15 protein-coding genes are annotated in these 13,774 nt (G+C 59.7%); 10 read left to right on the plus strand and 5 right to left on the minus strand.

The window, feature by feature from the left end; translation table 11 throughout:
- Window positions 1-186: 186 nt before the first annotated feature.
- Window positions 187-546 carry a hypothetical protein gene (locus ACHZCU_RS15535; RefSeq protein ID WP_106301690.1) on the minus strand — a complete coding sequence of 120 codons (360 nt, stop codon included), beginning with the start codon at window positions 544-546 and terminating at the stop codon, window positions 187-189.
- Window positions 547-712: 166 nt separating this feature from the next.
- Here ACHZCU_RS15535 and ACHZCU_RS15540 point away from each other — a divergent pair, with 166 nt between their 5' ends.
- Complete coding sequence (locus ACHZCU_RS15540; protein ID WP_319519480.1) at window positions 713-886, plus strand: hypothetical protein; 174 nt, start codon at window positions 713-715, stop codon at window positions 884-886.
- Window positions 887-892: 6 nt separating this feature from the next.
- Here the strand turns inward: ACHZCU_RS15540 and ACHZCU_RS15545 are convergent, their stop codons facing one another.
- A complete protein-coding gene (locus tag ACHZCU_RS15545) occupies window positions 893-1,420 on the minus strand; it encodes a dual specificity protein phosphatase family protein (protein ID WP_319519809.1) in 528 nt (175 codons plus the stop codon).
- A gap of 331 nt (window positions 1,421-1,751) precedes the next feature.
- Here ACHZCU_RS15545 and ACHZCU_RS15550 point away from each other — a divergent pair, with 331 nt between their 5' ends.
- Entirely contained in the window at window positions 1,752-3,986 is a 2,235-nt protein-coding gene (locus ACHZCU_RS15550; RefSeq protein ID WP_319519481.1) for a TonB-dependent hemoglobin/transferrin/lactoferrin family receptor, read from the plus strand.
- A 179-nt stretch (window positions 3,987-4,165) separates the two neighbouring features.
- Here ACHZCU_RS15550 and pyk read toward each other — a convergent pair whose 3' ends face one another.
- Entirely contained in the window at window positions 4,166-5,605 is a 1,440-nt protein-coding gene (gene pyk / locus ACHZCU_RS15555) for a pyruvate kinase (protein ID WP_106301680.1), read from the minus strand.
- Window positions 5,605-6,108 carry a DUF1036 domain-containing protein gene (locus tag ACHZCU_RS15560; protein ID WP_319519482.1) on the minus strand — a complete coding sequence of 168 codons (504 nt, stop codon included), beginning with the start codon at window positions 6,106-6,108 and terminating at the stop codon, window positions 5,605-5,607. Before ACHZCU_RS15560 ends, pyk begins: the two co-directional genes overlap by 1 nt.
- Window positions 6,109-6,275: 167 nt before the next feature.
- Here ACHZCU_RS15560 and ACHZCU_RS15565 point away from each other — a divergent pair, with 167 nt between their 5' ends.
- The 3 genes from ACHZCU_RS15565 to ACHZCU_RS15575 all read left to right on the plus strand — a co-directional run bounded on the left by ACHZCU_RS15565 (window position 6,276) and on the right by ACHZCU_RS15575 (window position 7,738).
- Window positions 6,276-7,058: an N-formylglutamate amidohydrolase gene (locus ACHZCU_RS15565; RefSeq protein WP_319519483.1), complete on the plus strand. Its 783-nt coding sequence runs from the start codon at window positions 6,276-6,278 to the stop codon at window positions 7,056-7,058.
- An 18-nt stretch (window positions 7,059-7,076) separates the two neighbouring features.
- Complete coding sequence (locus ACHZCU_RS15570; protein ID WP_319519484.1) at window positions 7,077-7,382, plus strand: DUF1244 domain-containing protein; 306 nt, start codon at window positions 7,077-7,079, stop codon at window positions 7,380-7,382.
- 89 nt (window positions 7,383-7,471) lie between these two features.
- Window positions 7,472-7,738 (plus strand): DUF2312 domain-containing protein, encoded by a 267-nt coding sequence (locus ACHZCU_RS15575; protein WP_106301671.1) that lies wholly within the window; start codon window positions 7,472-7,474, stop codon window positions 7,736-7,738.
- A gap of 55 nt (window positions 7,739-7,793) precedes the next feature.
- Here the strand turns inward: ACHZCU_RS15575 and ACHZCU_RS15580 are convergent, their stop codons facing one another.
- Window positions 7,794-8,552 carry a sulfite exporter TauE/SafE family protein gene (locus ACHZCU_RS15580; protein WP_106301668.1) on the minus strand — a complete coding sequence of 253 codons (759 nt, stop codon included), beginning with the start codon at window positions 8,550-8,552 and terminating at the stop codon, window positions 7,794-7,796.
- 99 nt (window positions 8,553-8,651) lie between these two features.
- Here ACHZCU_RS15580 and ACHZCU_RS15585 point away from each other — a divergent pair, with 99 nt between their 5' ends.
- The 5 genes from ACHZCU_RS15585 to ACHZCU_RS15605 all read left to right on the plus strand — a co-directional run bounded on the left by ACHZCU_RS15585 (window position 8,652) and on the right by ACHZCU_RS15605 (window position 13,774).
- Window positions 8,652-9,305: a thiamine phosphate synthase gene (locus ACHZCU_RS15585; protein ID WP_319519485.1), complete on the plus strand. Its 654-nt coding sequence runs from the start codon at window positions 8,652-8,654 to the stop codon at window positions 9,303-9,305.
- Between the two features lie 7 nt (window positions 9,306-9,312).
- Window positions 9,313-10,440, plus strand: a complete 1,128-nt coding sequence (locus tag ACHZCU_RS15590; protein WP_319519486.1) for a tetratricopeptide repeat protein — start codon at window positions 9,313-9,315, stop codon at window positions 10,438-10,440.
- 116 nt (window positions 10,441-10,556) lie between these two features.
- Complete coding sequence (locus ACHZCU_RS15595) at window positions 10,557-11,678, plus strand: diguanylate cyclase (protein WP_319519487.1); 1,122 nt, start codon at window positions 10,557-10,559, stop codon at window positions 11,676-11,678.
- Window positions 11,679-11,782: 104 nt separating this feature from the next.
- Entirely contained in the window at window positions 11,783-12,580 is a 798-nt protein-coding gene (locus ACHZCU_RS15600) for an inositol monophosphatase family protein (RefSeq protein WP_106301656.1), read from the plus strand.
- Between the two features lie 165 nt (window positions 12,581-12,745).
- Entirely contained in the window at window positions 12,746-13,774 is a 1,029-nt protein-coding gene (locus ACHZCU_RS15605; RefSeq protein WP_106301653.1) for a flagellar motor protein MotA, read from the plus strand.

Here is a 13,774-nt window from a genome sequence, read left to right on the forward strand (position 1 = left end):
CATTTGTGCGTGGTGTCAAGAGACACTCGATTTGGGCAACTCCTGACATATCGAAATGACCATTGTGGAGAAATGGAGCTTCGTCGACTCTGATCTTTTTGTCACTCATGTTGAACCGCGAAATCAAAAAAACAGGCCAGCCGAAGCGGACCTCCACAAATTCGCATTCGTGGTTCGTTCAAAAAGTCAGCAGTCGATCTTCGCTTCAGTATCAAGGACATAAGGTTCCGCGGCGCCCCACTCTCTGGTGAAGTCATCGGCTGGGATAAGCTCTTTTTTATCCGCGCTCAGCGTGAACACAAACTGACCATTAGCATTCATTTTCACCAGATCGCCTTCTACGGTATAGGTCCTGTTGACCATGAAGCCGTCGCTTCCGGCTGCACCCTGTCCATTGCCGCAAAAGCCGAAGCTGGAAACAAGTTCCGCATCCGCATTGGTGTAGACGCCTCTCAAATCGCCAAGGTCCCATGCAAAAACAGAGGAAGCCATCATTCCCGAAACAGCCAAACCAATCGCCAGCGCCTTGAAATCGGAGGTTTTCATCGCGCAATCATCCTTTCTGAATCAAAAAGTTATGGGCGGCATAGACCATAGATGTGCCAGCACGGCAATTGATCACCTGAGTAATTTCCACCTCGGTAAAACGGCTCTTCAGCGCAACTCGGCTCCAAATGTCTGAACAAGCCTAAGCATCCTGCATGATTTTGTGGTGCGCGACAGCTCCGGCCTTGTCAGCATCCTGCCGGCAGTCCGGTTCAGGCGGTCCTATTATCTGCTGTCGCATCCCGACACCGGCAATCTGGCGCGCATTGCACTGGTGCGCACCTTCCTGACCCGTCGTTTTCGGGAAGAGCGCAGCCGGTTTGTCATTGATGCAGGTTAGAGCCGATCAGCTTGGAAGGCCGAAGTCCTTTTCCAGGCTTTCCCATGTCTCATCCATGGCGTAGGGGCCGGTCAAGGGGATGTTGAGATGGCCGTAGATTGGCGAAAGCTGCCATTCCGCGCGTTCCTCGTCCACGCCTGCTACCTGCTGAAGGTAGAGGACAGAGGCCAGGCCCGTGCGGTCGGCGCCGGCTTTGCAGTGGATCAGAAGCGGCTTTTCGGCATCGCGCATCAGGGCCAGCAATTCCATGCTGCGGTCGAATGACAGCTCCACCCTGTCCGACATGGCAAAATCGACATGGGTGATTCCGAGCGATTCACTGGCGGCGATCTCGGAATCATACCAGTTGCGGCCCGGATGCGCGCCGCGCAGATTGATCACCGTTTTAATGCCATGAAGTTTCACATAGTCGGCCAGAGCATCGGCACTCGGTTGCGCCGAGCGATAGAGCGTACCGGCGTGGACTTCGTGGAAATTGCCGGTGAGCTGAAGCCCGCCGAGATACACGCCGCTGCCAAGCAGCAATGCGCCCACTGTCCATGCACAGCGTCTGATCGCGATTTTTACACCCATATATTCCTGCCCCGAATGCGTTTCGCTCGAACATCTTTCAACTTTGGATTTATAGCCGAACCACGACCGATGCGACAGCGCTTTTGTTTCCCATAATGTCGCACTAAGGTCTGATATGAAGGAATATGACGAAAATCAGGCATTTTATGTTGACAATAAAAGTCATGTTTAATAGCGGGTAGTCGCAGATATCCGGTGGTTTGCCGGATCCGAATGCCCAGCCAGCCAGTCCGTTTCGGGGTTTTCCCGGCGTCAGCCAGCCAGGTTCTCAAGAGAACAAAAGGATTGGGTGATGCGTATGGGGATTTCCCGCACGGTATTGCTGGCGTCGTGCACTGCACTCGCGTCGGCGGTTTTGACACAGTCTGCCTTTGCGCAGGATGCCACAACGAATGATGCAACCACGGTTCTGGCGCCGGTCGACGTAACGACGACCAAGGGCAAGGAAGGGATCGCGGACACACCGCTTGCCACCGAAACGACGCGGGACGATCTGGACGCCAACATCGTCACCGATTTCGATGATTTTAGCCGCATTCTCGAACCCGGCGTCACCTTCGTCGGTGACGATGCCGGATCGGTGAACATTCGCGGCATGCAGGGGCCACGCGTTTCCACCGTCATTGACGGCATCCAGATTCCCTATCTGGATGATGGTGCGCGTGACGCCAATGGCGGCATGGACAGCTTCAGTTTCGATTCGATTGCGACCATCGATATCGTGCGCGGTTCGGATTCCTCGCGTTCGGGCAGCGGTTCGCTCGGTGGCACGGTTGTGCTGAGCACGCTGGAGCCGGAAGATCTGATCGACCCTGAAAAGGGATGGGGCGGTCGCACCGGCATCATGTATGACAGCGCTGACGAAGGCATCAATGCCCAGGGCGCTTTTGCCGTGCGTTCGGGCAATACCTCGGTGCTGTTCCAGGGGGATATCGGCTCTGGCAGCGAAACGGAAAACCAGGGCACTGTCGGCGGCTACGGGGCAACCCGCAGCGAACCCAACCCCGCAAGCTTCGACGAGAACAACCTGCTGTTCAAACTGCGTCAGCAGTTCCTGGGCGCACACACGCTCGGCCTCACGGTGGAGCGTTACGACAAGGACAAGGATATCGAACTGCTGACCGAACAGGGTTCGACCTATGCGCCTGACGATTATGACGGCCACGAGACCAAGCACCGCGACCGCGTTTCGATCGACTATAATTATGAAGCGATTGCCAATGACGGGTTGTTCGACAGCGCCTTTGGCACGGTCTACTGGCTGAAGAGCGAGCGTGTAAGCGGACGCAGCGGCACGAGATTGCCTAGCTCCAGCAGTCCGACAACACCGCCATTCGGCCCCTATTCGCGCAGTTCAAAAACGAATGATGAACGCTATGGCTGGTCCGGCTGGGCGCAGAAGGGTCTCGACACCGGTTCGTTTGCGCACGACATCACCATTGGCGGTGATTTCTACTATTCGCAGACCAGCCAGTATTCCAGCGGTCAGGACAATTGCGGACCGGGCCCGTTCCCGCCGATGAGCACATGTGGCTTCCTGCACACCAATCAGGCGGATTCGCCCGATGTCGACGGTTATGTCCTCGGTCTTTACGCTCACGACGAAATCACCTTCGGCGACAGCGGTTTCGCGCTGACCCCCGGCATTCGCTTCGACTGGTACCAGTACGATCCGAAGGAAACCGCGGCCTATACCCGCAACCCGAACTATAACGGCTTGCCGGACGGCCAGAGCGATTGGCAGATTTCGCCGAAAATCCTCGCGACCTACGAGCTGAACGACTTTACCCAGCTTTACGGCCAGTTCTCGACCGCGTTCCGTGCGCCCACACCGGGTGAGCTTTATGTCGATTACGGCGCGCCGGGCACCTATCTGAGGATCGGTAATCCCGATCTCGATCCGGAAACCAGCTGGGGCTTTGAACTGGGCGCCAATTTCGGTGATGAAATGGAAGGCGGCCGGATTTCCGCGTTCTACAGCCGCTACAAGGATTTCATCACCACGCAGGCAGTGGATCCGGCTGATGTCGGTGTCGGGCCCGGCGTCTATCCCTTCGGGATCACCCAGACCGTCAATCTCGACAATGTCGAGATCGCCGGCGTTGAAGCAAGCGTCCAGAAAACCTTCGTCAACAACTGGGACATCCATGCCTCGCTGGCATTCGCCCGCGGCTTCGACATGGATACCAACAAGATGCTGGCATCCGTGGCGCCGCTCAAGGCGGTCATCGGCGGCGGCTACAATGACGAGACCTGGGGTGTGAACTCCAACTGGATCCTGTCGGCCAAGGTGCCGGACGGTTCGACGGCGACCTTCAAGGCGCCGGGTTACGGCATCGTCGACGTCACCGCATGGTGGGCGCCCGAGCGCTTCGAGGGCATGACCCTTCAGGCCGGCGTCTATAACCTGTTCGACCAGACCTATTACGACGCGCTCGATCTGCAGGACACGACGATTGAACAGCCGCAGGCCTTTTATTCGGAGCCCGGCCGGACCTTCAAGATCTCGTTCACGCAGACTTTCTAGGCTCAGGGCCGAAACTGAAAATCACGAGGCCGGGCGCAACAGCGTCCGGCCTCTTTATGTTTGTCAGGGCACGACCGCAGCAGCGTGTTTTCGTGTCGCCTTTGTTGTTTTAAGAGACAAAAAAGGCCGGGCGTTTTCTCGCCCGGCCTTTCCGTTTGGTAGCTGTTCGGCTGTCCGGATCAGACGCCGGAGCGGCCGTCCATGCCGATATAGGCGATGCGCAGCATGTTGGTGGCGCCGGGGGTGCCGAGCGGCACGCCGGCGGAAATGATGATCCGGTCACCGGGCTTGCCGATGCCTTCGTCAACAACGATCTGGCAGGCACCGTCCACCATGGTGTCGAGATCCGTCGGCTCGTCGGCAACCACGCAGTGCAGGCCCCAGACCACGGAGAGGCGGCGGGCGGTCTTGACCACCGGCGACAGCGCGATGATCGGAACGTTCGGCCGCTCGCGGGCGGCGCGCAGGCCGGTTGTGCCCGATGCCGTGTAACAGACCAGAGCCGTCAGTTTCAGCGTTTCGGCAATTTCACGCGAGGCCAGCGAGATCGCGTCGGCGCCGGTGGCTTCCGGCTGCGGGCGCTGTGCGTAGAGAATCTGCGGATAAAGCTGTTCGCGCTCGATGGTGCGGGCGACCGACGCCATGGTGGCAACGGCTTCTGCGGGATACTTGCCGGCAGCCGATTCAGCCGACAGCATGACAGCGTCGGCGCCTTCGAAAACGGCGGTTGCGACGTCGGAAACCTCGGCGCGGGTCGGGACCGGCGATTCGATCATCGATTCCAGCATCTGGGTGGCGACGACAACCGGCTTGCCGGCGGAGCGGCACAGGCGGATGAGCTTTTTCTGAAGGCCGGGCACGGTTTCCAGCGGCATTTCGACGCCGAGGTCACCACGCGCCACCATCAGCGCATCGCTCATTTCGATGATTTCCTCGATGCGCTCGATAGCCTGCGGCTTTTCGATCTTCGACATCAGGCCGACCTGGCCACGGGCAATCTTGCGCACTTCGGCAAGGTCGTCGGGGCGCTGGACGAAGGAAAGCGCAACCCAGTCGGCATCGCCGGTTTCCAGAACGGCATCGAGGTCGGCACGGTCCTTGTCGGTCAGCGCGCCGACACCGAGCAGGGTATCGGGAAGCGACACGCCCTTGCGGTCGGAAATCGTGGTGCCGGCGACAACGGTGCACTCAATGCTCTTGCCGTCGCACTTTTCGGCGCGCAGCTGCAGCTTGCCGTCATCGATCAGCAGACGGTGACCGGGCTGGACCGATTGCAGGATTTCCGGATGCGGCAGGAAAACGCGCTTTTCATTGCCGGGCTCATCCTTGTCGTCGAGGGTGAAGGTCTGGCCGATTTCCAGCTCGACCTTGCCGTCGAGGAATTTTCCGACGCGCAGTTTCGGGCCCTGCAGGTCGCAGAGAATGCCGATCGGACGACCGAGACGGGCTTCGACATTGCGGATGCGCTTGATCAGCGTGCGCATCAGGTCATGGCTGGCATGGCTCATATTGATGCGGAAGAGGTCTGCTCCGGCTTCGTGGAGCTTCTGGATCTGCTCTTCTTCAGACGAGGCGGGGCCGAGTGTGGCGAGGATTTTGACTTTTCTGTTACGTCTCATCAGTTCTGACTTTCTTGGGTGCTGGGCTTTTCGGAAAGCTGAACGGTCCAGCTCTCCTCCCGCCCTGTGTCGTATTCGCTGAATCCCATCTGCTGATAGCCACGCGTGAAGCAGTCCTGGACTCCGGTGATCTCGAATTCCTCTTCGGCAACACACATGTTGGTATAGCCTGTCCAGCGTCCGCTTCCGGAAGCATCTTCGGCGTACAGATAGTAGTAGCGCGATTGCAAGGGGCCGGGCACGACGGTTGCGCAGGTGGTGGCCGGCAATTGCCACCAGCCCTCCGAAATCCATCCGTCTTCACCGCGATAGCCGACTGCAACGCCTACGAGGTTGGCCGTATCGTTGCAGACCCGGAATTCGGCATGTGCCTGATCGGTCGGCCAGAGCGCTGCCATGAAAAGCCCGCCAAGGAAAAGGCCGGAGCAGGACAGTGCCCGCGCCACGCTCTTGGGTGCGTGGTTTGCTGGGCCGGTTCGTGGGTGATTCGGTTTCAGTCGCATGTACCAGATCTCGTTTTGCGTCACCGTGCGGGAGGCGCATTCAATCGATTTGCAGCCTCTATCATAAAGCCCCGCTGCAAGCGAGGCAAATGGCGCGGTTGCAGCTTGCCGAATGTGCCGACTCTATGCCATCACCCGCATTATTGTTAATTCTGCGGCGGATATCCATGCCGAACATCAACGCTTATGAGAGAATAAAGGGAAAATATGACACGGGTTTAGTCCTGTTGGCGGATCATGCCATGGCGACCGTGCCTGGGGAGTATGGCGATCTCGGTCTCGATCGCAGCGTTTTCCGGCGCCATGTGGCTTATGATATCGGCGTGGAGGCTTTGACCCGCACGCTGGCCCGGCGGCTGGCCTGTCCGGCCGTACTGTCCACATTTTCCCGTCTGCTGATCGATCCCAACCGCGGCGAGGACGATCCGACACTGATCATGAAGATTTCCGACGGCGCCATTATCCCGGCCAATCATCCGCTGTCGGCCGAAGAGCGGGAACGGCGGCTCGACGCCTTTCACCGGCCCTATCATGATGCCGTCGACGAGACGATCGCGCAGGCAGAGGCGGCTGCCGGCAGGCCGCCGCTGGTGATTTCGGTTCATTCGTTCACACCGTTCTGGAAGGATATTGCCCGGCCATGGCATGCGGGCGTGTTGTGGGACGGCGACCCGCGGGCCGTGCGACCGCTGATCGATATGCTGGCAGCCATCGATGGCGTGGTCGTGGGTGACAACGAGCCCTATGACGGAGCGTTGAAGGGCGATACGATGAACCGGCACTGCATGACAAAGGGCATCGCCCACGCATTGCTTGAAGTGCGGCAGGACCTGATCGCCGATGATGCGGGGATTGCCCTGTGGGCAGACCGGCTCGAGCCTGTCATCGCGGCGCTGAATGCGGACGCGGCGCTGCACGAGCGCCGCCATTATCCTTCACGCGTAAGATAACGATACCCGGAGGCTGACATGACCGGACTGAGCGAAGAGCAGAAACGTGATCTCGAGGCCGCGGCCTTCCGACGGCTGGTTGCGCATTTGCGCGAGCGCAGCGACGTACAGAATATCGATTTGATGAATCTTGCCGGTTTTTGCCGCAATTGCCTGTCCAACTGGTACCGGGATGCAGCCGAGGCGGAAGACATCGCGCTCACCCGCGAGGAGGCGCGCGAAATTGTCTACGGCATGCCCTATGATGAATGGAAGGCGCGTTATCAGCGCGAGGCGAGTGCCGAACAGAAAGCCGGTTTTGAAAATAACAAACCGCGTGAATGAACGGGACAAGCGAAGAAGGAACTTGACCTGTCGCGCTGTTTTCGGCAGGCAGGAGCCCACGCATTTTTCAGCGACATAAGGAGTTGACCATGGCCGACGACGCCCACGGCATTGCGCGCGATCAACTGCGCTCGATCATCGAACGCATTGAACGTCTCGAAGAAGAAAAGAAGACCATCGCCGACGACATCAAGGATGTCTATGCCGAAGCCAAGGGCACCGGTTTTGATACCAAGGCGCTGCGCAAGATCATCTCGCTGCGCAAGAAGGACGAGCAGGAGCGCATGGAAGAAGAAGCCGTGCTCGACACCTATATGATCGCGCTCGGCATGATTCGCGCGCCGTCGGACGAGTAGGCCCGACCGGGAAAGAAAACGCGGCCAACTGATATGGTGGCCGCGGCATTCCTCCTCAAAAACCGTCGAGAACGAGTTTCATGCCGGCAAGAAACGCCATGGCATACATGAACGGGTAGAACACTTCCATGCGCATGCGCTTGACGATCGTGGCACCGGCAACGGTGGCGACCACGGCGAAGGGCAACAGGGTGGCCGATGCGGCCAGATTCGGCGCGCCGAGTTCGCCGAGCGCATAATAAGGCAAAAGCTTCATCACATTGACGATGGCGAAAAAGCGGACGCTGGCGCCGGTATAGGAGCGCGGGTCAAGCTTCAGCGGCAGCGTGTAGATCTGATAGGGCGGTCCGCCGGAATGGGAGATGAAGCTGGTATAACCGGCGATGCCGCCCCAGATCGTGGCGGCGACGGGGCGCTGACCGGCCGGCGGCTTTTCGATTTTTTCGCCGGGCTTCCAGCGATCATAGAAATATTTTCCGGCAAAGATGACGGTGGCGAGACCGACGAGCATGCGCGTCAGCTCGAAAGGCACCACGGAAAACGTGTACCATCCCAAAACGGTGCCGATCACAGCGCCCGGCAGCAGGATGCGCAATGTCGGCCAGTGTCCGTACTGGCGCCAGGACCAGAGCGCGACCCCATCCATGACAATCAGGATTGGAAGCATGATGGCCGCTGCCGTTGCCGGCTCGACGACGAATGTCAGAATGGGAACGCCGAGCAGCGCAAGCGCGCCGCCCATGCCGCCTTTCGTCAGGCCGACAAGAAGAACGGCGGGGATCGCCGCCGCATAAAAGATTGGATCGGGAAGCATGAAATCAAAGCACCTGTTGAAACTCCGCTCTAACGGATTTATCCCGAAATGGCGAGAGGGCGAACCCGCCTTCGGCGCGCCTGCAAGGGGATGAGAGACATGGATACGGAACAGGAACGTTGCCGGTTGGTGCTTGTCGCGCCGGAAATCGCGGATATGGAAGCGCAGGAAAAAGCGATTGCCGACGCGTTGCGCGGCGGCGACGTGGCATCGGTTATCCTTCCGCAATACGGCGAACCCGTCGAGGCTTTTCAAAAGCGCGCCGAACGGATCGTTCCGGTGATTCAGAATTACGATACCGCCGCCATCATTGCCGGCGATACCCGTGTGGCCGGGCGCGCCAAGGCCGATGGTATTCATATCGAGGGAGGGCCGGGCGTTCTTGCCGATGCGATGGACCGGTTTTCGCCGCGCATGATTGTCGGCGCCAGTGCACCCAAGGATCGCCATCAGGCGCTGGAATTGGGGGAACTGAACCCCGACTACGTGTTTTTCGGCATGCTGGACGGCGATACGCGCCCCAAGACCCATCCCAAGAACCTGGAACTTGGCGAATGGTGGGCCTCGATGGTCGAAATCCCCTGCATCGTGATGGCGGGAAGTGAACCGGCAAGCGTGATCGAGGCCGCGTTGACATGGGCGGAGTTCGTTGCTGTCGGCAAGGCGGTGTTCTCTGCGCCCGGCGGAGCGGCCGGCATGGTCGCCCAGATCAATGCCGTGCTCGACGAAAAAGCGCCGCGTTTTGATTATTAAAGAGGTTATGACCGTCCGCACCCGCATTGTTGTTGTTGCCGCTGTTTTTGCTCTGGTGCTTCCGGGCCGCTCGTTTGCGCTGACGGCGCGGGAGTTTGCAACGGATACCGGGCTGGTTGCCGGCGCGCCTGGCAATTCCCGCCTCGGGGGCGCGCTTTTGCCACCGGGCATGGAGACGGGCGACCCGGACAAGGCCTATGCGTTCGAATTTGCCCAGGTGACGGCTGCGACGATGGACGACGGCAAGCCGCCGGACGACACAGAGAATACCGAGGCCGATGAGCCTGAAACACCCTATGACGGGCCGGTGGACGAGGCTTACGGCGCTTATCAGCGCGGATTGTTCGATGCCGCCTATGAGGCCGCGATGCAACGCGCCGGCCGCGGCGATCCCCGTGCGGAAACCCTGATTGCCGAACTGGTCGAACGCAAGCTGATTGCCGAAAACCGGGCAGGGCCGCCGGAAGCCTGGTACCGGATGGCCGCCGACAGCGGCGCGCCCTTCGCCGTCAATCGCTACGGGATGTTCCTGCTCGGCTCCGATGACGAGGACGAGCAGCAGACCGGGCGGGATCTGGTGCGGCAGGCGGCAGAAGCGGACGATCCGCTTGCGGCCTTCAACCATGCGACGATCCTGGTTGAGGAAGACCCCGGTCCGGAAGGACTTCGGAGCGCTTTGCCGTGGTATGAAATGGCGGCTCAGGCCGATATTGCCGATGCCCAGTATGCGCTCTCCCAGATCTATCGCGCGCTTGAGGGGATACCGGAGGAAAAGCGGGAGCTCTGGCGCTACTGGCTGCGCCGCGCGGCCAATGCCGATCACGATACCGCCCAGCTCGACCTGGCGCTGGCATTGATCAACGGGACGGATATGCCGCGCAACCTGCCGGAAGGGTTTGACTGGATGCATCGCGCCGCACTCAACGGCAATGCTGCGGCCGCCAGCCGGCTGGCCTATCTCTATCTGAACGGTATCGGAACGCCCGTCGACCGGGAGGCGGCGGCAATGTTTTATCTGACGGCGCGTAATGTTGGACTAAAAAACGAGGAAATGGAGCAACTTCTCTCGTCGCTTTCTCCAGAAAATCGTGCCAAAGTTACATTGCGATCTCGAGCGATCGTGCGACGTTACTAGTAATACTTGCATTTTTTGTGTCGTTTCCATTTTTTGACGTGTACGTTACGCACGTTTTATGACATAAAACACTAATTATCGCGTATAGGTGGTGGGGTTCGTGGGGGAATGGCCTTGTGCTGCAGTTTGACTTCGTCGGACAAATGATTGCCAGCCTCGGGCTGGGTGCGCTTGTCGTGATGGCATATGGCCTGATTCTGCGCCATTTTCGGGGGAAATGGTTTGAAGGTTATGCCAGCGCGGCGGTGCTGGCATGTGGCGCCCTGGCTTCGATGACGACCCCTATCGTTGTGCCTGCCGGCTATGTTTTTGATGCCAGAGCCGTGTTCATTGCGCTTGCCGGGCCATTTGCCGGGATCGGCGGCGCGGTCCTTACTGCGGCCTGCGCGGCGGCGTTTCGGATACTGGTCGGCGGAGATGGAATGCTGGCCGGTGTCGTCGGCATCGTCATTGCCGCTCTTGCCGGGATCGTGTTCATCCGGTTTATGCCGCAGAAGCGGACTGCCGGCGGCTTTCTTGTGCTGGGGTGTCTTGCCGCGCTGATGGCGTTTTCGGTGTTTCTGATCGATTTTGGCACTGCAATGCTGTTGATCGCCGGCGTCAGCGTTCCGCTCACGATCGTCAATATCCTCGGCGTTGTCTTGCTCGGCTTGGCACTGGAAAGGACGAGGCGCAGCGCCGAATATCTGCGCGATGTTGAATTCAATGCCGAGCGCGATCCGCTGACCGGCCTGTTCAACCGGCGCGCGCTGAAGCAGTTTGAAGGGCGCATCGGGCAGATGCTTGCACCCGGCAGGCGCTCCGGTTGCGTCGTGCTGTTCGATATCGACCGTTTCAAACTGGTCAATGACCGCTATGGTCATCCGCGCGGGGACGACGTCCTTCAGCGCGTTGCCGCAACAGTTTCCAGCCGGATGCGCCGCTCCGATCTGGTTGTGCGCTATGGCGGAGAAGAAATCGCCGTCGTGCTGCTTTCCACCTCGCTTGATGATGCCTGGCGGATTGCCGAACATATCCGCTCGCGCGTTGAAAAACTGGTCTTCACGCATGACCGTGAGACATTTTCCGTCACGCTCAGTGCCGGGATTGCCGGTTTTACCGTCGGCGACATTCCGCTTGAAACCGCTTTTGATCATGCCGACCGAGCGCTTTACCAGGCCAAAAACGCCGGCAGAAACCGTACGGAAATCCTCAGCCTGCCTCTTCTTCACGAGACGCCTGTGCGTGCAAATGCCTGACAGGCCTTGAATTCCGGTCCGTTCTGTGGTCATGAACCCGCCAACAGCCTGTTTGCCGGTCGCGGGTGGTTCCGCGCCGGTGCAATAATCAAGGAATTCTGGTCATGGCCCGTTCAGCCCTTCTCAATGTGATGGTTCAGGCCGCCCTGAAAGCGGGTCGGTCGCTGACCCGCGATTTCGGCGAAGTGCAGAACCTGCAGGTTTCCGTCAAGGGACCCGCCGATTTTGTGTCCCAGGCGGATATCAAGGCGGAAAAGATCGTCCGCACCGAACTGATGCGCGCCCGCCCGACCTATGGTTTTCTGGGTGAGGAAGGCGGAGAGGAAACCGGATCCGACGGCCAGCATCGCTGGATTGTCGATCCGCTCGACGGCACCACCAATTTCCTCCACGGTATTCCCCAGTTCGCCGTTTCGATTGCGCTGGAGCGCTCCGGCGAAGTGGTCGCCGGCGTGATTTATAATCCGATCCTCGACGAACTCTACGTTGCCGAAAAGGGCGGCGGCGCGTTTTGCAACGACCGGCGCATCCGGGTATCGGCACGGCGCAATCTTGCCGATGCGGTTATCGGCTGCGGCGTTCCCCATCTCGGCCGCGGCCAGCACGGCAAGTTCCTTGTGGAGCTGCGCCATGTCATGGGCGAGGTTGCCGGCATCCGTCGTCTGGGCGCCGCCTCGCTCGATCTGGCCTATGTCGCTGCCGGCCGGCTTGACGGTTACTGGGAAGAGGCGCTTTCGGCCTGGGATATGGCCGCGGGCCTGATCCTGGTGCGCGAAGCAGGCGGTTTCGTATCCGATACCAAGGGCGGCCAGCAATGCCTTGAAACCGGCAGTGTCGTCGCCGGTAACGAACTGATGCGGATTGCACTGTTCGACCAGCTTCAGCGTCGTCTGGAAAAATAGAGCCTGCCGCTTCCGGTGGACTGAAACCGGTTTTGCGTGCATCGCTCTTCAAATCGCCGCCATTTTCGAATAGAGCTTTTAACCGGCCCGGAGGAATGCTTCGGGTCCGTTCGGCCGTGCAGCAATGTACCGGCGCAGCCATCGATGACCGGAGGGTAGGGCGAAATGTCGGATTTCGAACTCGAACAGGACGATCGGCGCCAGCCTCAGCCACGCGGCTATGCCCAGAAAATGTCGAGCCCGATGACCTTCGTCTGGACCATGGTCATCTTCCTGATCCTGATCGGCTTTTGTGTCGCCATCCTCTATCGGCAGGCCCATTCGGCCTTCATGACCAATCCGGGGCTGAACGGCCTGATCCTCGGGGTTTTGCTGATCGGTATCCTGATGGTGTTCTCGCAGGTCCTGGCGCTAAGGCGCGAGGTCACCTGGCTCAATTCCTTCCGCGCTGCGGGAAGTGCCGACCGAGTCGGCCGCGACCCGAAGCTGCTTGCGCCGATGCGCGCGCTGATCGGCAGCCGCCAGACCATGGCGCTGTCGACCTCGTCGCTGCGTTCCATTCTCGATTCCATTGCCACCCGGCTTGACGAACAGCGCGACACATCGCGTTATCTCGTCGGCCTTCTGGTCTTTCTCGGCCTGCTCGGCACGTTTTGGGGCCTGCTCGGCACCATCGGGTCGATTGGCGATATCATTCAGAACCTCGATCCGAATTCCGGTGACAGCGCCGACGTTCTCGATGCGCTGAAGGAAGGACTGGCCGGCCCGCTTTCCGGCATGGGAACGGCATTTTCCTCCTCACTGCTCGGTCTTTCCGGTTCGCTGGTGCTCGGCTTCCTCGACCTGCAGGCGGGGCGGGCCCAGAACCGCTTCTACATGGAGCTGGAAAACTGGCTTTCGACGATGACCGATGTGACCTCGGATCTCGCACCGGCGCTTGAAGGCGTTGCCAGCGGTTCTTCCGAACAGTTCGAGGTGCTGGCGGAAGAACTGCGGCGGATCGCCGAGGCCAATGGCGCAGGTGCGGCTTCCGTGCCCGCCATGGCGCAGCTTGCCGAGGGCATTCAGGGCGTGGTCAAGAATATGCGCAACGAACAGCAGATGCTGCGCGACTGGATCGAGGCGCAGCACGAGGAATCGCAGGAAATGCGACGCACCCTCCAGCGCCTCACCGACAAGCTTGAGGACCGGTAA

The sequence above is a fragment of the uncultured Martelella sp. genome (genome assembly GCF_963677965.2).
GTDB lineage: Bacteria > Pseudomonadota > Alphaproteobacteria > Rhizobiales > Rhizobiaceae > Martelella > Martelella mangrovi.